The sequence below is a fragment of the Mesorhizobium sp. M7A.F.Ca.CA.001.04.2.1 genome, assembly GCF_003998485.1.
Lineage (GTDB): Bacteria > Pseudomonadota > Alphaproteobacteria > Rhizobiales > Rhizobiaceae > Mesorhizobium > Mesorhizobium ciceri.
In genome coordinates, this window is record NZ_RZQT01000127.1 from 1 (window position 1) to 17,871 (window position 17,871).

At 60.9% G+C, this 17,871-nt stretch carries 19 protein-coding genes and 2 pseudogenes; 7 read left to right on the top strand and 14 right to left on the bottom strand.

Translation table 11 applies throughout. The annotated features are described in order from the left end of the window. From EN955_RS27940 to ccoN, 7 genes are all read right to left on the bottom strand, one after another. A partial coding sequence (locus EN955_RS27940; RefSeq protein WP_164769916.1) for a heavy metal translocating P-type ATPase occupies positions 1–2,100 on the bottom strand: 2,100 nt, incomplete at its 3' end. After that, positions 2,097–2,594, bottom strand: a complete 498-nt coding sequence (locus tag EN955_RS27945; RefSeq protein WP_013524997.1) for a FixH family protein — start codon at positions 2,592–2,594, stop codon at positions 2,097–2,099. The genes EN955_RS27945 and EN955_RS27940, both read right to left, overlap by 4 nt. Then, the gene (gene ccoG / locus EN955_RS27950) at positions 2,591–4,150 is read right to left on the bottom strand and encodes a cytochrome c oxidase accessory protein CcoG (protein WP_024505305.1); all 1,560 of its coding nucleotides are present in this window, start codon (positions 4,148–4,150) and stop codon (positions 2,591–2,593) included. The genes EN955_RS27945 and ccoG overlap by 4 nt, the downstream gene beginning before the upstream one ends. 187 nt (positions 4,151–4,337) lie before the next feature. Then, on the bottom strand, positions 4,338–5,201 hold the full coding sequence (ccoP, locus tag EN955_RS27955) for a cytochrome-c oxidase, cbb3-type subunit III (RefSeq protein WP_013524999.1): 864 nt from the start codon (positions 5,199–5,201) through the stop codon (positions 4,338–4,340). 2 nt (positions 5,202–5,203) lie between these two features. Beyond that, positions 5,204–5,353: a CcoQ/FixQ family Cbb3-type cytochrome c oxidase assembly chaperone gene (locus EN955_RS27960; protein WP_013525000.1), complete on the bottom strand. Its 150-nt coding sequence runs from the start codon at positions 5,351–5,353 to the stop codon at positions 5,204–5,206. Positions 5,354–5,366: 13 nt separating this feature from the next. Further along, complete coding sequence (ccoO, locus tag EN955_RS27965; RefSeq protein ID WP_013525001.1) at positions 5,367–6,098, bottom strand: cytochrome-c oxidase, cbb3-type subunit II; 732 nt, start codon at positions 6,096–6,098, stop codon at positions 5,367–5,369. Positions 6,099–6,109: 11 nt separating this feature from the next. Next, on the bottom strand, positions 6,110–7,720 hold the full coding sequence (ccoN, locus tag EN955_RS27970) for a cytochrome-c oxidase, cbb3-type subunit I (RefSeq protein WP_024505304.1): 1,611 nt from the start codon (positions 7,718–7,720) through the stop codon (positions 6,110–6,112). 246 nt (positions 7,721–7,966) lie between these two features. Between ccoN and EN955_RS27975 the strand changes: the two genes are divergently transcribed. Next, complete coding sequence (locus EN955_RS27975) at positions 7,967–8,383, top strand: hemerythrin domain-containing protein (protein ID WP_024505303.1); 417 nt, start codon at positions 7,967–7,969, stop codon at positions 8,381–8,383. A 52-nt stretch (positions 8,384–8,435) separates the two neighbouring features. On the opposite strand, the gene EN955_RS27980 is transcribed toward EN955_RS27975, so the two are convergent. Further along, positions 8,436–9,164, bottom strand: a complete 729-nt coding sequence (locus tag EN955_RS27980) for a Crp/Fnr family transcriptional regulator (protein WP_024505302.1) — start codon at positions 9,162–9,164, stop codon at positions 8,436–8,438. A gap of 157 nt (positions 9,165–9,321) precedes the next feature. On the opposite strand from EN955_RS27980, the gene hemN reads away from it, so the two are divergent. The 5 genes and pseudogenes from hemN to EN955_RS35630 all read left to right on the top strand — a co-directional run bounded on the left by hemN (position 9,322) and on the right by EN955_RS35630 (position 12,749). After that, a complete protein-coding gene (gene hemN / locus EN955_RS27985) occupies positions 9,322–10,671 on the top strand; it encodes an oxygen-independent coproporphyrinogen III oxidase (protein WP_024505301.1) in 1,350 nt (449 codons plus the stop codon). A 63-nt stretch (positions 10,672–10,734) separates the two neighbouring features. After that, positions 10,735–11,766, top strand: coding sequence for a Tad domain-containing protein (locus tag EN955_RS27990; RefSeq protein WP_127223488.1), 1,032 nt, complete (start codon positions 10,735–10,737; stop codon positions 11,764–11,766). A 147-nt stretch (positions 11,767–11,913) separates the two neighbouring features. Next, complete coding sequence (locus EN955_RS35620; RefSeq protein ID WP_245265417.1) at positions 11,914–12,009, top strand: hypothetical protein; 96 nt, start codon at positions 11,914–11,916, stop codon at positions 12,007–12,009. 193 nt (positions 12,010–12,202) lie between these two features. Continuing rightward, positions 12,203–12,600 (top strand): annotated as a pseudogene (locus EN955_RS35625) (alpha-hydroxy-acid oxidizing protein). Continuing rightward, entirely contained in the window at positions 12,591–12,749 is a 159-nt protein-coding gene (locus EN955_RS35630; protein ID WP_245265420.1) for a hypothetical protein, read from the top strand. The pseudogene EN955_RS35625 and the gene EN955_RS35630 overlap by 10 nt, the downstream one beginning before the upstream one ends. Positions 12,750–13,111: 362 nt before the next feature. Here the strand turns inward: EN955_RS35630 and EN955_RS28000 are convergent, their stop codons facing one another. After that, positions 13,112–13,927, bottom strand: a complete 816-nt coding sequence (locus EN955_RS28000) for a methyltransferase domain-containing protein (protein ID WP_013525007.1) — start codon at positions 13,925–13,927, stop codon at positions 13,112–13,114. Positions 13,928–14,003: 76 nt separating this feature from the next. Here EN955_RS28000 and EN955_RS28005 point away from each other — a divergent pair, with 76 nt between their 5' ends. Beyond that, positions 14,004–14,219, top strand: a complete 216-nt coding sequence (locus tag EN955_RS28005) for a hypothetical protein (protein ID WP_013525008.1) — start codon at positions 14,004–14,006, stop codon at positions 14,217–14,219. Positions 14,220–14,263: 44 nt separating this feature from the next. Here the strand turns inward: EN955_RS28005 and EN955_RS28010 are convergent, their stop codons facing one another. The 5 genes and pseudogenes from EN955_RS28010 to EN955_RS28025 form a co-directional block, all read right to left on the bottom strand. Then, a complete protein-coding gene (locus EN955_RS28010; protein WP_013525009.1) occupies positions 14,264–14,812 on the bottom strand; it encodes a hypothetical protein in 549 nt (182 codons plus the stop codon). A 9-nt stretch (positions 14,813–14,821) separates the two neighbouring features. After that, entirely contained in the window at positions 14,822–15,997 is a 1,176-nt protein-coding gene (locus EN955_RS28015) for a zinc-dependent alcohol dehydrogenase (RefSeq protein WP_013525010.1), read from the bottom strand. 410 nt (positions 15,998–16,407) lie between these two features. Further along, complete coding sequence (locus EN955_RS28020; RefSeq protein WP_013525011.1) at positions 16,408–16,620, bottom strand: hypothetical protein; 213 nt, start codon at positions 16,618–16,620, stop codon at positions 16,408–16,410. A 158-nt stretch (positions 16,621–16,778) separates the two neighbouring features. Beyond that, complete coding sequence (locus tag EN955_RS35635) at positions 16,779–16,946, bottom strand: hypothetical protein (protein WP_338101348.1); 168 nt, start codon at positions 16,944–16,946, stop codon at positions 16,779–16,781. Then, positions 16,867–17,106 (bottom strand): annotated as a pseudogene (locus EN955_RS28025) (hypothetical protein); the annotation flags it as partial. The gene EN955_RS35635 and the pseudogene EN955_RS28025, both read right to left, overlap by 80 nt. Between the last annotated feature and the right edge of the window lie 765 nt (positions 17,107–17,871).

Below are 17,871 nucleotides of genomic sequence, written 5' to 3' on the forward strand. Positions count from 1 at the left end.
ATTGTAGACGATCGCAATCGCGATGTTCTGGCGGATCAGGTGTCCCGCCTTGCGCGAGACATCCAGCGCGAGAGGCACAGCCAGAAGGCTTTCGCGCAGGAATACGAAGTCGGCCGCATTGCGGCCAATGTCGGCGGCGGTGGCCGGTGCGATCGAGACATGCGCCGCGCTCAGTGCAGGCGTGTCGTTGAGGCCGTCACCAACCATCAGAACCTTGTGTCCGTCTTTCGCCAGGGTCTCGATGCGCTCGACCTTGCCGGATGGCAACAGGCACGGAACGAAGTCCTCGATACCCAGCATCTCGGCGGCTTCACCGCAGGCACCCGCAGTATCGCCCGACAGCATCTGCACCGACACCCCGGCGTCGCTCAATAGCTTGATCGCCAAGCCGGCGTCGGCGCGCAGCGCATCCTCGAAATTGAAGGTCGCGACAATGAGCCCGTCTTTTGTCAGCACCGTTCCGCCATAGCCATGTTTGCCTTCACCACCGGTCCGGGCCTTCCATCCAGCCCATCCGCGTCGACCTAGCCGCCAAGTGCTTCCGGCGTCGGTGGCTTCGATGCCAAACCCTGGATGCTCGGTCACGGTATCGAATTTGTGCCGCGCGCCAGGAGCGGCAAAGCCGGCTATGGCCCTTGAAAACGGATGGCGGGAATGCGCGGCCATGTCTCCCGCGACTGCCAGCATGCCCGGATCCATCGAGCCCGCATTGACCAGCCGGGGCTGGCCGAGCGTGAGGGTCCCGGTCTTGTCGAACACTGCTGTATCAATCGTCGCCAGGCGCTCCATGGCCGAACCGTCCTTGACCATGATGCCGTTCTCGAACAGGCGCCGCGCGGCGACCACCTGCACGATCGGCACGGCGAGGCCGAGCGCGCACGGGCAGGTGATGATCAGAACGGCAATGGCGATGGTTGTCGCCCGGTGCCAGTCGCCCGTCGCCGCCATCCAGCCAAGGAAAGTCACGAAGGCGGTGAGATGAACCACCGGAGCATAGAGCGCTGAAACGCGATCGGCGATCCGGCGATAATGCGCGCGACCGCCCTCAGCGGCTTCCATGAGCCGAACCATTTCCGCCAGAAACGAATCTTTCGCGGCGGCTGTCGCCTCAATCGTCAGCGGGCCGGTCAGGTTGAGGACTCCAGCCTGTACGGCTTCGCCTGGCGCTACGCTTCGGGGCGTGCTCTCGCCCGAGACAAGCGAACAGTCCAGGTCCGACGTCCCTCGAGAGACCTTGCCGTCGACGGGTATCCTTTCACCGGCTGCGATCAACAGCAGCATGCCGGGTTCGATCTCGCCAACCGGCAGATAGTCGCGTGCGCCGTCGCCGCGCAGCACCATGGCGCCACGTACGGCCAACTGGGACAGGCCTTTCACGGCGGTCCGGGCACGTTCGCGCATCACGTGATCCAACGTGCGGCCGATCAACAGGAAGAACAGCAGCGACACCGACGCATCGAAATAGGCGTGGTCGCCATGGTTGATCGTCTCGTAGAGGCTCATGGCGTAGGCGAGGGACACCCCGACCGCGATCGGCACGTCCATGTTCATGCGGCCGTGACGCAGCGCGTTCCAGGCCGAGCGGAAGAAGATGCCGCCCGCGAAGGCAAGTGCCGGGATCGCGATCAGCGCCGAGAGCCAATGAAACAGGTCCCGCGTTGCGCCTTCGGCGCCAGACCAGACCGACACTGAAAGCAGCATGATGTTGCCCGCCGCAAAGCCGGCGACAGCAACGGCGCGGATCAGCTCCGAAAGCGTTTTGTCCTTGTTGTCGACCTCGGGGTCGAACAGATGCGCCTCGTAGCCTAGCCGTCCCAGCGCGGCGACGAACGGTGGCACCTGGTTTCCACGCCAGCGGACCGCGACCCGCTTCGTCGACAGGTTGACCCGAGTGCTCTCCACTTGATCGAGCATTCCCAATGCCGTCTCGATCGCCTCGATGCAGGCCGCGCAATGAACCGTGGGGACTGAAAGATCGGTCTGGCGGAGATCATCGCCGAGCGATCGGCTCGCCAGCCTGATCTCCTGGCTGGACGGCAGGACCGATCCGGTGTTGACCAGATCAAGCGCCATTTCGGCGCCCGGTGCACAACAACTCATTGCAGCGCTCCATTGGAAATCATGATCCTGCGGACGTCGCGATACGGCTTTTCCAGACCGGCGTCGGCGTCGACTTCCACAATCCAGACGCCGTCCTTCGGCATGTGCTGGGCTGCGAATTCCTGGTCCGAGGCGGGCGCGAGGATGACCGACTTGTCCTCTTTCTCGTAGGCGGGATGGCGAAACAGCACCTTGACGCCATGCAAGGGAACCGGCTTGCCGGCGGCGTCGGTGAGGCCATAGCGAACTTCGCCCCATGCGATGGTCAGCCTGCCGGTCCAGCCAAGGGCTGCTTGCGCGCGACCCTCCTCGGCCTTCTTGTTGAATTGCTGGCTCGCCACATAGGTGTTCTCGACGACAAGGCCGGTCCAACTGGTGTTGGCGAGCGTGGCCATCGTCAGATTGACCGCGATGACCACGCCGAAGAAGGCAAGGATGGTGAACAGCATGTGCCTGCCGGTGAATTCGCGGGTTTTTTCAGCGTTAGCGGTCATCTGGCGATCTCCGGCGCGTTGAAGGTGGCGGTGTATTCGTCCGCCTCGAAGCTCGACTTGTCCTCGACACGGAACGTGAAGGTTTGCGCTGCGCCACGGATTTGGTCGGCCGGCTGGCGCACGAAGACCTTCAGCATTTTCAGGCGATCGGGCTCGACCGGGATGGCAAAGGAGCGGCCCGCCTTGATGTCGTCTCCGACCACGCTCATTTCGCCTCCTTGCAAGCCCTGCATGGTGACAACAATGATCCGCGGCTCGGGGATCATGTTGAGCAGTTTGACGGTGTAGCCGTTGCGGATGGAGCCGTCGGACAACGTTACGAATTGCGGATTGCGGTCGTGCAGCACATTGACTTGGAGCCTGTCGCGCGTCAGCAGCGAATAGAGCAGACCCAGGCCGATCAGCGACCACAGACCCATGTAGACGTAGGTGCGTGGCCGGAAGATCTTGCTGACATGGAAATGCGCCACCTTGTCGGAGAACAGGCCATCAGCGGTCCTGACCAGCGACGGGTTGACTGAACTGGAGCCGCCCGCGGTCGCCAGCATCATGTTGGCGTTGTAATCGGAGAGCGTTGCGTAGGAAATCAGTCCGCGTTCCCTGCCGAGCTTGCCCATGACGCCGTCGCAGGCGTCGATGCAAAGCGCGCAGGTGATGCATTCGAGCTGCTGGCCGTCGCGAATGTCGATCCCCATCGGGCAGACCGCGACACAGGCATTGCAGTCGACGCAGTCGCCGACCGACTGTCCCGCGGCTTGCACCGTCTTGGCATGACGCGAACGCGGTTCGCCGCGCCAGTCATTGTAGGTGACGGTGAGCGAACTTTCGTCGAGCATGGCCGCCTGGATGCGTGGCCATGGACACATGTAGGTGCAGACCTGTTCGCGCATCAGCCCGCCGAACGTATAGGTCGTGGCCGTCAGCACGGCGACGGTGATGTAGGCAACGGGTGCCGCGGTGCCGGTGAAGAGTTCGCCAACCAGCGTCGGCGCATCGGCAAAATAGAAGATCCAGGCGCCGCCCGTCGCCGCCCCTATGCCCAGCCAGATGGCGTGTTTCGATGCCCGCAGCGCAAGCTTGCGGGCGGTCCATGGGCCGGCATCGAGTTTCATGCGTGCGTTGCGATCACCCTCGATGGCGCGCTCGACGACCAGAAACAGATCGACCCATACAGTCTGCGGACATGTATAGCCGCACCAGGCGCGACCGATAGTCGACGTGATCAGGAAAAGACCGACGCCGGCCATGATCAGAAGGCCGGCCACATAGTAGAATTCCTGCGGCCAAATCTCGATGAAGAAGAAGTAGAAGCGCCGGTTGGCGAGATCGAGCAGCACGGCCTGGTCCGGGGCGAACGGGCCGCGGTCCCATCGCAACCACGGTGTCAGGTAGTAGATACCGAGTGTGATCGCCATCACCAGCCACTTGAACCGACGAAAGTTCCCTGTTGCCCGTTTCGGGAATATCTTCTTGCGCGCGGCATACATCGGCTGGCGCACCTTGGCGGAATTGACCGCTTCGGCTTCGAGCCGCTCTACCTGCGTATTGTCCAGCACATGCATCTCCACTCGCGCAGGCGACAATCTGCCCATGCCCAGGCTGCCAGCGTAGGCAAGTCTTGGCGCGGGGCGGGGGCAGGCGCGTTGATGCAAGTCAATTGCCGGTGCCGAATACAGGTCGAGGCCCGGCATGGCCGGGCCTCGTCGCTTGGCTGGCGAAGGGCCGGGAACAGGTCCCCGCTTCCTATTCCCCACCACCAAGCGAATGGATGTAGACGGCGAGCTCCTTGACCTTGGTCTCGCCCAGGCGTGCGCCCCAGGCTGGCATGACGCCCTGTTTTGGCGCACGGACCTGGGTGGCGATGGCTGTCTCACCGGATCCATAGAGCCAGATCGCATCGGTCAGATCGGGGGCGCCCAGCTCCTTGTTGCCCTTTGCATTGTCGCCATGACAGGCCACGCAATTTTCAGCAAAGACCTTGGCGCCGGGCTCGACGAGGCCGGCATGCTGGACCTTTCCCGACAGGCTGGCGACATAGGTGCCGACCTGAGCGATCTGGTCAGCGGTTATGATGTCGCCAAAGGCAGGCATTTCCGACAGGCGCGTGTCCGGATCGGACGCGAAGCGGATGCCGTGCGTAATCGTCTGCTGGATCTGCTCGGCCTTGCCGCCCCACAGCCAGTCGTCGTCGTTGAGATTGGGAAAGCCCTTGGAACCTTGGGCGCCGGAGCCATGGCATTGTACGCAATTGACCTTGAAGGCGGCACCACCGGCCGCGATTGCGAATTCGCGCAGGCCATCGTCCGCGGCGATCTCCGAGACGCTCTTGGACGCCACCGCCGAGATGTATTTGCCCTTGGCGGCTTCAGCCGCAGTCAGCTCGTTCCTGACTTCGTTGCGGCTGGAATAGCCGAGCAAACCCTTCGTCGCCGAGTGCAGCAGGGGCCATGCCGGATAGGCGATGGTGTAGCCGATGGCCCAGACAATGGTGATGTAAAACGTGATGACCCACCATCTGGGAAGCGGGTTATTCAGTTCCCGGATGCCATCCCATTCGTGGCCGGTGGTCGAGACGCCGGAGATTTCATCGATATGCTCGTCGCTCATGGTCACTCGTCCTCAAGGGGAATCCGGGCAGCTTCGTCGGCCAGCTTGCGGCTGCCGGGGCGGAGCGCGAAGGCAGTCGCGCCGACAAAGAAAAGCGCCATGGCGACCAGGCCCCAGCTGTCGGCAAACTCTCGCATCAAATTGTAATCCATGGGTAGAACTCCCTCAGCGATAGCCCGCGGCTTCGTCGTAGTTCTTGAAATCGACCAGCGTGCCGAGCATCTGGAGATAAGCGACAAGGGCATCCATTTCGGTGACCTGTTGCGGGTTGCCGTCGAAGTCGCCGATCTTGGCTTTGGGGTAGCGGGCTTCGAGGCCGGACGTGTCGGCGTTGGGATCGGCTTGCGCCATCAGGTCGGCATTGGCGCGGGCGATCATGTCATCGCTGTAGGGGACACCGACACGCCTGTTGGCAACCAGATGCGTCGAGAAGTCCTCCACCTCGATCGGCGTGTCTTTGAGGAACGCGTAGCTCGGCATGATCGATTCCGGCACCACCGAACGCGGATCCGTGAGATGCTCGACATGCCACAGATTCGAGTAGCGGTCGCCAACTCTGGCGAGGTCCGGCCCGGTACGCTTCGATCCCCACTGGAAAGGATGATCGTACATCGACTCGGCAGCCAGGCTGTAGTGACCGTAGCGCTCGACTTCGTCGCGGAACGGCCTGATCATCTGGCTGTGGCAGAGGTAGCAGCCCTCGCGCACATAGATGTTGCGCCCGACAAGTTCGAGCGGCGAATAGGGGCGCATGCCTTCCACCTTCTCGATCGTGTTGTCGAGATAGAAGAGCGGTGCGATCTCGACGATGCCGCCGACGGTCACCACAAGAAGAGAGCCAACGAGAAGAAGCGTGGCGTTCTTCTCGATGAGTGCGTGTCTGTCCATCAAGCCCATTGTCTGGCTCCTTATTCGGCAGGCTGAAGGGCGGGAACAGAGCCGGGCATCGGCTCCTCCTCGCGCTGGTATCCGAGGATGGTCATGGCGATGTTCCAGGCCATGATCAGGGCGCCGGAGAGATACATTGCCCCGCCAATGGCGCGCATGAGATAGTAGGGATGCATGGCGGCCACGGTTTCGGCGAAGGAATAGACCAGGAAACCCTGCTCGTCGTATTCACGCCACATCAGGCCCTGCATGACGCCGGAAACCCACATGACGGCGGCGTAGACGACGATCCCCAGGGTCGCCAGCCAGAAGTGCCAGGTGACGAGCCTCAGCGAGTAGAGCCGCTCACGGTTCCAGAGCTTCGGCACCATGAAGTAGATTGCGCCGAACGAGATCATGCCGACCCAGCCGAGCGCACCGGAGTGCACGTGGCCAATGGTCCAGTCGGTGTAATGCGACAGCGAGTTGACCGTCTTGATCGACATCATCGGACCTTCGAAGGTCGACATGCCGTAGAAGGCGATGGCCATCACCATCATACGGATGATGGGGTCCGTGCGCAGCTTGTCCCAGGCGCCGGACAGCGTCATCAGGCCGTTGATCATGCCACCCCATGACGGCATCCACAGCATGATCGAGAACACCATGCCGAGCGTCTGCGCCCAATCGGGCAGGGCGGTGTAGTGCAGGTGATGCGGCCCGGCCCAGATGTAGAGAAAGATGATCGCCCAGAAATGGATGATCGACAGCCGATAGGAATAGACCGGCCGGTTCGCCTGCTTGGGCACGAAGTAATACATCATGCCGAGGAAGCCGGCAGTGAGGAAGAAGCCGACGGCGTTGTGGCCATACCACCATTGCGTCAGGGCGTCCTGGACCCCGGAAAAGGCGGAGTAACTCTTTGAGCCCAGGAACGAGGCCGGCATCGACAGGTTGTTGATCACATGCAGCATCGCGATGGTCACGATGAAGGAGAGGTAAAACCAGTTGGCGACGTAGATGTGCGGTTCCTTGCGCTTGAAGATCGTGCCGAGGAACAAGATGAGATAGGCGACCCAGACGATGGTCAGCCAGATGTCCACGTACCATTCGGGTTCGGCGTATTCCCGGCTCTCGGTGATGCCGAGCAGATAGCCGGTCGCGGCCATGACAATGAAAAGCTGGTAACCCCAGAACACGAACCAGGCGAGATCGCCGCCGAACAGGCGCGCGCGACAGGTGCGTTGCACGACGTACAATGACGTGCAAAGCAATGCGTTGCCGCCGAATGCGAAGACCACTCCGGACGTATGCAGCGGCCGCAAACGGCCGAAGTTGAACCAGGGCTGGATGTTGAGTTCGGGGTAGGCAAGCTGCAGCGCGATGACCACGCCGACAAGCATGCCGACGACACCCCAGAACATGGTGGCGATGGCGCCGTAGCGGATTGGACCATCCATGTAAGCGGATGGGTCAATCGGAGCGGCCACCTCGAAATTCGTGTTGCGGATGAGGATGGCGACAAAACCAAGCAACACAAAAAACAGCACCCACATATGCTGTCGAAAGGGCTGGTCCACGCCGAAGCCCGCGGCCACCAGGGCTGCAAATGTGAAAAGGCTCAAAACGAAGATTTGCGTGCCGAACTTCATGAGCTATCCCCGACCTCGGATTCCGATGCGCGGACGCCAATCCGCATAGACACCAATTCAGCAGTCGCGTTGTCGCCGCCTTGATCCATGTCAAAGCCCAGCCCCTTCTGATTGGGCAGCGTGGTCTTGCACTCGGAGGCCGCCCTTGAGCCGGAAGAAAGGGCTGGGATCGTCGCTGTTCGAAGCAGGCGATGAAAATCCCGCACCGACTGATCGATCCAGCAGGGAAGTGGTCCAGCCGCGGTGATGAAGCGCGCGCACAGGGAAAAGCTGCAGCTCTGCGACGCCCTGGAAAGAATGGCGGGCGCCTTGCCCGGCGTCGATCGCCTGGAGTGTCTCGGCGCGGCCAACGCGATCGTTCCGCTGCTGCGCAACATTGATCAATACGAAGAGACGGTCATCTTTCCCGCCTACGAGGATGCCGTGGTCAGCAGCAATGCGAACCTTGCCTCAACCCGGCGATTGCGGGCCGAACATATGGAAGACGAATGCTTTGGCGGTGAGGTGACCGAAATTCTGCTGGCCATCGGTCATGGCGAGGCGGTCGAAAACCCCGAAGCCATCGGGTTCATGTTGCGCGGCCTGTTCGAGAATCTGCGCCGGCACATCGTGTTTGAACGCGAGCATGTCCTGCCGATGATCGGGATCGTCGACCGAGACTAGAGTTGACGCAATTCCGGACGGAAAACTGTTTCAGCCTTTTCCTGGAATTACTCTAGGCTCCGGAGCGGCTCGCCAAACGGGCAAGGCTGTCCACAGTCACATGGCGGTTGTTGTCGATCCGGATCACGCCGTCTGTCCGCAGCCGGGTCAACTGGCGGCTCACCGTCTCGATTGTCAGGCCGAGGAAATCGGCGATGTCGGCACGTGTGAGAGGCAGTTCGAAGCTCGTCGGATTGGTGTTTGGATCGAGCGTGGGATCGATGTTTCTGGCAATCATCAGCAGAAAGCTCGCCACTTTTTCCGCAGCGGTCTTGCGTCCCAGCGTGACCATCCAGTCGCGTGCATCGTCGAGTTCGTTCAGCGTCTGCTTGAACAGGCGGTGCTCGAGATCCGGCGACTCCCTCATCATCCTTTCGACGGAAGCCCTTGGAAACGAACACAGGGAGACGGCCGTTGCCGCTTCCGCGTTGATCACGCTTTCCACCTTGAACGGCCGTCCCAGAAAATCGGGGGCAAACTGAAGCGCGACAATCTGCTGGCGCCCGTCCGAAAGGCTCTTCGTCAGCTTCACGACGCCGGAAAGCACGTTGGAATAGCTGTCGACGGTTTCGGCGTCGCCCATCAGTTCTGACCCCGGTTCAACGGTGTGCTTTGACGAGGTCTTGGCGAGCCCGACCAATTGATCGGGATCAAGGGCACCGCAAATGCCGCGATGCCTTGCCTCGCAGGATTGGCAAAGCACGGGAATACCGGCACTATGAACATCCTGACGCACTGTCATCACGATCGTCCGAGGATCCAGGGTATCGGCAAGATAAGCATCGGCCATTGAAAAAGCCTTGTGGCAGTTTGTCCGGTGCAAAGGCTTTGACCGAAATCAAGGTATCGGCGTGCCGTTGCGGTCATTTTCCGGGCCATGCAACCACAGGAATGGCGAGATGCGACCGGAACTAGCTGCCAGACTTGGCGAGAACGTGCCGCGCTACACGAGCTATCCGACCGCGCCGCATTTCCATCCGGGGGTCGATGCCACTATCTGTCGAGGCTGGCTGGAGGCGCTGGAGAACGGCGACGAGATTTCACTCTATCTGCATATTCCCTACTGCGACAGACTCTGCTGGTTCTGTGCCTGCCACACCAAGCAAACACGTCACTATGAGCCGGTAACTGCCTATCTCCGCTCGTTGCACGCCGAGATCGCCACCGTTGCCCGTATTGTCGGCGGCAAGGCTGGCGTGCGCGCCGTCCACTTCGGTGGCGGCTCTCCGACGATGCTGAAGTCCGAGGACATGGTGGTGCTGGGGAAAGCATTGCGGTCCAGCTTCGATTTCCTTCCGGACGCCAAGATCAGCGTCGAAATCGATCCCAATGATATGGACGACGCCCGTCTTGATGCGCTGGCCGAGATCGGCATGACCCGGGCGAGCCTCGGCGTCCAGGACTTTGACCTGAAGGTACAAAAGGCAATTAACCGCGAGCAAAGCTTTTTGCAGACCAAAGCGGTCATCGATGGCGTTCGTTCGCGCGGCGTCGAATCGGTCAATCTGGACCTGCTCTACGGCTTGCCGCACCAGACCAGGGAGAGCGTCTCCTCAACCGTCGCGCAGGCACTGACCCTGGAACCGGATCGGATGGCGTTGTTTGGCTACGCGCATGTACCCTGGTTCAAGAAGCATCAGACGATGATCGACGAGGCATGGTTGCCTGGTCCGGCACAGCGCCTTGCTCAATCACAACTGGCCGCGTGTCTTATGCTGAACGCGGGGTATGAGCCCGTCGGCTTCGACCATTTCGCCAAGCCCAACGATGCGTTGGCTGTAGCGGCCCGAACCGGCTGCTTGCGCCGGAATTTCCAAGGCTATACCGAGGATCGCTGCGAAACCTTGATCGGCCTCGGCCCATCGTCCATCAGTCAATTTCGCCAAGGCTATGTGCAGAATATGCCATCGAACACGGAGTATGGACGCATGGTCTCAGACGGTGGGCTGGCGGCTGTCCGCGGCATCGCGCTTTCCGACGACGACCGCGTCCGCGGCTGGATCATCGAGAGGCTGATGTGTGATTTCGCCTTCTCAGCCATCGAGCTGGTGGAGCGTTTTGGCAAAGCCGGCCAGAGGCTTCTGCTGAAGGCAAGTTCCACGGCCCTTCATGATCCGGCGCGGTTGCTTGAACTTGATGGTGACCGCTTCGTCGTGCCGGCGGAAAGCCGGCCCTTTGTCAGAAGCATCGCAGCGAAGTTCGACAAATATCTTGAAACCGGCAAAGCCAGGCACTCGGTGGCGGTCTGAGCCGCTCAGAAATGCTCCCACGTCTGAATTGTAGACCGGTTCGCGCGTTCCCATGACGGTTCGATGGGCCCGTTGTTTGTTTTCATGCTGGCGCCCATCATCACCGCCATCGGCTTCTCGGTCGACTATACCAGGGCGGTCCAGACCCGGTCCAACGAGCAGCAGGCGCTGGATGCCGCGGTCCTATCGATCACCGGTATGGACACAACCTCAACGTTGGCGCAGCGCCAGACTATGCTGCAGGATACCTTCATCGCCAACCATGGCCTGGGTACCCCGACACTGAACAGCTTTGTGGTTTCCGCCAATGGCACCGCCACCGCGCAGGCCATGGCAAGTTACTCCATGCCCACCGTGTTCATGCAGATCGCCAGGATCAACACGGTGCCGGTCGCCGTTGGGTCGGCGGCGAGCAAGACGCCGGCCCTGGTGCAGACTACCTTCAAGGTTTCCAAGGTGTCGGGCTGGTGGAACAAGACGATGACGCTCTACGGCACGACATTTGGAGCGACGGTGGCCAAGCCGCTGATGTCGATCGAGTATACCTATAACGGCTTCGGTGATCCGAAAGGCTACGGCACAACGAATGTGTACACAATCACCAACAACGGCGGGGCCGACATCAAGACGCTTGTCCAGTCGCAAGTTTGCACCACCGCCGGCGTGAGCACCTTCACGGGTCTGACCGCAGACGCGATACTCCAGACCAGCGGCACCAAGAAATATTCAACCACTTGCCTCAACACCATGTACCCAGCCAACAGCGCCGGCGCGTCGATCGACGTCAGCCAGATGGCTGGCCTCTCCCTGCAGATGTACGTGCCATCGGGCAACCCGAAGTACCTAAAGTCGGATGATCCGACCACCTCCAACCGACTCTACAGCGGCGTGGACGCGAACAACCTGACCGAGACCCCGACTGGGCAGAAGGTCGACATCTTCACCATCGTGCCTTGTGGTGTAACCAGCTATCAAGCCTGGGAGGACGGCGGCACAACCGTGCCGACGCCGTCTTCAAATGCCGACTTCTTCTACAGCGTCACCGGCAAGTGCGACTTCAACAAGCGCCCCTCGATAACGGCCCTGACACAGTAGGAGGTGCATCTCTTGCCTTTGGAAAGCGGCACGTGCTGCGCGTGTGACAAGACTTGATACCGGGATCACGCTCATCGGGCAAAGTCTGCCGCGTCCGATAATCCTGGCCCGATAGCATATCAGCGGCTGGTGCATCCGGAAGGCGAGGTGGCGGCGGCGCGCGGCTCCGGAGTGGCGCAAGCGGTGTTCACTTTGGGTACCACGGCGACGGCAGCGATCGAGGATGGCGTGGCGGTGAGCTAGTCTCCAGTCTGGTTCCTGCTCTATCGGCAAAGCAATCGCGGTTTTAATGGCACGGCACTTGGCCAAGCGATCTGTGTAGCGGTCGACATGCCGAAGCCAGGCGATCGCCGTAGGCAGTTCCGGGCAGGATTCAAAATTCCCGACGGCCTCGCAACGCCATACTTCAAGGACCGGAACACCGGCGTGCTCAAAGTTGGCACTGCGCAGCGTCGGCCATGCCGACCTGGGCGGATATTGCCTGGCTGCGTTCGCTTCAACCCTGCCGCTTATCCTGAAGAGCATCCTCGATCCTGAGGATGCTGAGCAGGCGATCGGAACGGGTGTCGATGCCATCGCGGTCTCGAACCACGGTGCGCGTAACCTCGACACCCTCCCGGCAACCATCGACTCCCTGCCCGCCATCGCGGACCGGTGGCCGGACGGATTCCCATCATCCTTGCTGGAAGCGTGAGCCGTCGCGCCGACGTTGAAGATGCTTGCCCTGGTGCAACCGCAGTCATGATTGGCCGCCCCTATGTCTACGCCCTGGCAACCGATGGTGCCGAGGGCGCAACCTGCTTCGCCGAGACTTGGAGATGGCAATGGCGCTGACAGGCCGGGCGCGCATCGGCGAGATCGACCGGCTGGTAATCTGGTCAAGCCCGAAACTATTTTTCAGCAAGTTCAGCATTGCACTTTTCGCTTCACCTCCGTCGCGCCCTTTGTCCGGCCGAGCGCCGACTACCTGGATGTCCGATTAGATTTACAGCTGGCGGTCTGCTGTCGGCCACAATCGTGCCTTCGCATTTTGACTACTGGCGTCGAACTTGCCGTGAGGATGACTCGGACGGAGGACAGGAGCGCGATGCAACTGACTGCCTTTACCGGCTTCGTAGCCGTTTACCGGCCGTTATAGCACAATCGATGCCGGACCGAAGTGCACGGACAATGGCACCGTCGTGTACAATGTCGCACAATGGTATAGAAAGGCGGTGGTTCGCGAGCCGAACGAAACTGCGAACCATGGTGTTGCCGGTCGCTACTTCTGGTGCTGAGTTGCGCCAACTTCCCGCCGCCAAGGCGGGTTTTTTGTTTCTGCCCTTCGTTACGATCAAGGCTCCGATCAGGCAGGCTTCGAGACGATGATGGCCAGCGATGCCAATCTGCCTTCGCTCAGGCTACGGATGTAGTTCTTGCGTCGCTGCACGAATTCGGTGCCGAGCACGATTTCATTGACCTGACGTTGCACAGGCGAAGGAATGATGCCGGAACTGGCCCTTTGCATCGCCAGTTCGACATGTTCGCCGGTCTCGTCGATGACTTCGTCAATATGGAAGCCCGCGTCGGCGAACAGGGTCTTCAGGGTATCCCGGTCAACAAGGTGGCTGGTTTCCGGCGCAACCGCCCAGGGCAAGGGATAATTCGGCTCGCCGGCAGCCAGCACGGCTTCGGTCCAGATCAGTTTGCCGCCCGGCTTCAGAACGCGAAAAGCCTGCCCGATGACGGCGGCCTTGTCGGCGATGTTCATCCCGACATAGAAGCAGATTGCCGCGTTGAATGTGTTGTCGGCGAAGGGCAGTTTCGCCGCGTCGGCTTCGTGGAAGCGAACCTTGTCGCCAAGGCCGCTGAGCATGGTCAGTCGGCCGGATGCCTCGACAAAGACTGGTGTGAGGTCGACACCGTCGACCTGGCAGCCATAGGTGGCGGCCAGGAAGCGCGCCGGGCCGCCAATGCCGCTGCCGACATCAAGGATCCGGTCGGTGGGCGAGGGGGCAAGACGACCTCCATGGTCTCGCGTGGCGATGAGCTCGCGGCCGTGAAGCTGGTCGAACGGATAGAGCTGCGCGGCATTGATTTTATCGGGCTTCGCATCGGAAATCGCGGCCAATATACGCTCGACGATGCCGTCGCTGCCGTAATGCGTGGTGACGTTGCTCATTGCTGTCCTCCTCGAACAGCCAGCTTCCCATCAATAGGTTGTCTCCGCAACGCGCGCTGATTCAGGAGTGTGATTCATGACCCGCTACGCCACCGTCATCACCGATGCTGACGGCCGGGAAATCGTCAGCGCCATCGGCGAATTCGCAGGCACTGCGCCGCACCCACACCTGGGGCGTGGCGAGCAGGTCGCATCCGGCGTAGAAATCGGCATGGTGCAGGATGGGGCCGGGCCGATAGCAAGTTGCGCGGCTACAATCTCGTCGAGCTCAAAATCGGTAACCTGGTTTTAGGGCTGGAACCCCAGACTAGCTTATAGCGCAAGGTCGGCACTCTGTCAGGCGGCGCCGGACTCCTGGCCGCGCTCAGAGCGGGCAAAGTCGCGGGCTGCGGCAGTGCCTGCGGGAAAGCCGCTGCGATCGCTGTAGTCGCGCGGCTTGGTCCCCCTGCGAGAGTGGCGCGCGGTGACGCCTTTCGCACCGATGATGTCGAGCAAAGCGATTCCGGCGACCACGGCAAGCGCAATGCCCACGTTGTCGCGCTTTGGATTGTCATGCCGATAAGCTGACAGCAACGTCGCGATGTCCAGGCCGTCGCCAGCCACCCGGCTCCAAAGCCCAGCCTGCTTGTCCACGGAAAGCGAGAGTATGCCGCTGCTTATCTCCCGCGCCCCATAGGCTCGGATGAGATCTTGCTTGCCGCTCATGCCGAGCGCACCGGCAATCCGCTCGGCACCAACCAGTTCGACGACGCCCAGCGCGATGCTGAACCAGCCGAGCTTGCGGGCAAGGCCATCGAAGGCACCGGCCACACTCGGCCCGGCCTGCAGCACTTTGGGATCGCCAGGCGATCGGGTGATGTTGGTGAGTTTAGCGACCACGTTCATGACGATTCCCTACGGTTTCAAAACTACCTTGATGCAGCTGTCCTGCTTGTCGCGGAACACCTTGTACATCTCGGGTCCCTGCTCGAGCCCGACGGTGTGGGTGATGACGAAGGAAGGGTCGATCTGGCCGTCCACGATGCGGCGCAGCAGATCCTCGGTCCAACGGGTGACATGGGTCTGCCCCATGCGGAAGGTGAGGCCCTTGTTCATCGCCTGTCCCATCGGAATCTTGTCGACCAGCCCGCTGTAGACGCCGGGGATCGAGATCACGCCGGCCGGCCGGCAGACATAGATCATCTCGCGCAACACATGCGGTCGATCATTTTCCATCAGCATCAACTGCTTTGCGCGATCGTAGACGGTGTCGGGCTGGGCCAGCGAGACATGGCTTTCCATGCCGACGCAATCGATGCACTTCTCCGGGCCATTTGCGCCGGTGAGTTCCTGCAGCCGTTCGACGACACTTTCCTCGGCGAAATTAATGGTGATGGCACCGCCGGCCGCCCCCATGGAAAGCCGTTCCGGCAGGCAATCGATCGCCACCACCTGTTTGGCGCCGAGCAGCAGGGCGCTGCGTATTGCCATCTGCCCGACTGGGCCGCAGCCCCACACCGCAACCGTATCCGTAGGCTCTATGTCGCACTGTGCCGCGGCCTGCCATCCGGTGGGAAAAATATCGCCGAGGAAGAGAACCTGCTCGTCGGTAAGGTTGTCAGGCACCTTTACGTGCGTGGCGTCGGCGAACGGCACCCGCAGGTATTCCGCCTGTCCCCCGGGATAGCCGCCCGTCAAATGGGTGTAGCCAAACAGACCAGCGGTGGTGTGCCCGAACACCTTGTCGCCGAGGTTCTTCTTGCGGTTCGTACGTTCGCAAACCGAAAAGTTCTGTCTCTTGCACTGGTCGCACTCACCGCAGATTATGGTGAACGGTACGACAATGCGGTCTCCCTTCTTCAGAGCGCCGTTGACGCCCCTGCCGACCTCCACGACCTCTCCCATCATCTCGTGGCCCATAATGTCGCCTGGCAGCATGGCTGGCACGTAGTTGTGGTAAAGGTGAAGGTCGGAGCCGCAGATGGCACAACTCGTCACCTTGATAATCGCGTCCCGTTCATCCTCAATTTCTGGATCGGAGACCTGATCGCAGCGTATGTCTTCCTTACCGTGCCAGACCAACGCACGCATAGCCCGCTCCTCTGTTGGCAAGGTCGATCGGGACCCGCGCTTGGCAAGCGGGCCATGCTATTCATCGACCGTGCCCGCCGCCTGTCGAACCGCAATGGCCGATCTATGTTCCGGGAGCTTGAGAGAATATTTTGGGCCATTCCAAACGGCGCCTTCGCCTGACCGCGACTCGCTTGCCGCTCCGTCTGAAGTCGGCTCCTCAGTCTTGATGCAGCTACGGCATGTCTTCGTTGTTTGTGCCATGCACGTTGGAGCCGTGCAGGAGGGACTGGATTTCGTCTAGATCGATGTTGCCGTCACCATTCTCGTCGATGCTATTGAACATCCTGCCGACCGCGCTTTGAACCTCAATGACCTGTCCCCATCCGTGTCCAACAGGCCAAACATAAGTCGCATGCCGGCACCGCGCATCATTTGGTGCCCCCGGTGTCGAGCCATTCTGTGTCCTCTGCCCCAGTCACCACGATTTCGCCAATGGTCGCCATGACGGCTAGCTTCATCGGGACGGTCAGCATGCCCGTTGCGGTCGCCCTGGTCGTTGCGGCTATCTTCGTCACGGAAAGCTTCTTCAGAACCGCGATCCTGGTGCATTCTCTCCCGGACAGCTTGCTCAACCATCTCATGGCATGCCTCCATCGAACCATCGGCCGTGTTTGTTTGGGTCAAACTGGGGCTCGGTCAGATTGTTCCCTCAAGGGGATGAGGTCACGGCGAAGTTACAGGCCATGTGCCCGTGGGCGCAGGGCGACCACAACCAGAATGGTGGAGATGGTGTTTGCATTCATGTCGTCGTAGCCGCCTTCTGGAATGGCGGAACGTGCCAAGGTGTTGCAGCGCTGTGGTGAAGCTTGCTTCGCTGCCGCGGCCTGCAGGGCGAGAGATCGCGCATCTCGATCTGCATCCACACGACTGGAAGCCAGAACAGGCCGGTAATGAGGTAAAGCAGGATCGAAAAGCGCAATCCACCTCTCGGTCGGCGAATAGGCGGAATGCCAGGCGAGGGCATGAGCCACCACCGCGGTTGCAGTGAACACGAATTCAGCGATCACGGCGATGCGTGCGACCGCTACGATGGTCGCGGAATTTGCGGTCTGATGGGCGAGCAGCATGAAGAAGGCGATGCCGGCCGGACGGCGAGTTGTTCGCAGACCGCCTCGGACGGTTCAGTGCAAGGATCAATCCCCCTGCGCCGCTCATGGACGCAGCGCCAGCTCAGGGACCTGATCGGCGGGATCCGCGATGGTCATGGACCCGATTCCCGGCGGAAGTGCGGCATGTGGGCTGGATCGTTTGACAAGCGATCGGAATGTCAGGAAATCAGAGCGAGGCGGCGCGGCACAACCGGCGGCCAGCGCCTTGGCGAAGGTGACGCATGTCGAGCTGCTGACCGCACGTCGGACAGATGTAGGAATATCCTTTTTGGGCTCGCCGCTGTAGAGCTTGCCGGGAATTGATCCACCAAGATCAGATAGCTCGTCATATCCATCGACTTGTCTCAAATGTTACCGAACTGTTCTGCGCATATTCCCGTCCGCTCGGTCAAAGTCTAACGATCAGGGAAGCACATTGGAAAGCACATGCGGTAACGGTTGATTCAACCATTGCTGGTATGTTGGTGTGGGTGGCGACTCCGACAGTTGGGCGGGCGCTTCAGTGCCGGAGCCGCCTGCGCAGTCCGGTTGGGGTTTGACCGCGCCGTCCTATAATGGGACAGCGCGGTCAACGATTCGTTAAAATGCTCCGGAGCTAATTAAACGTGTGCTAAATTGAATCGCAGTGTTGCGAGTCAGCTCATGCGTTTGAAGGTCATCAGGCTATCGCGCAGGAAGGACGAGGCGGTTTTAGCAGTCCGACATTTTTTCTCACGCGGTGGC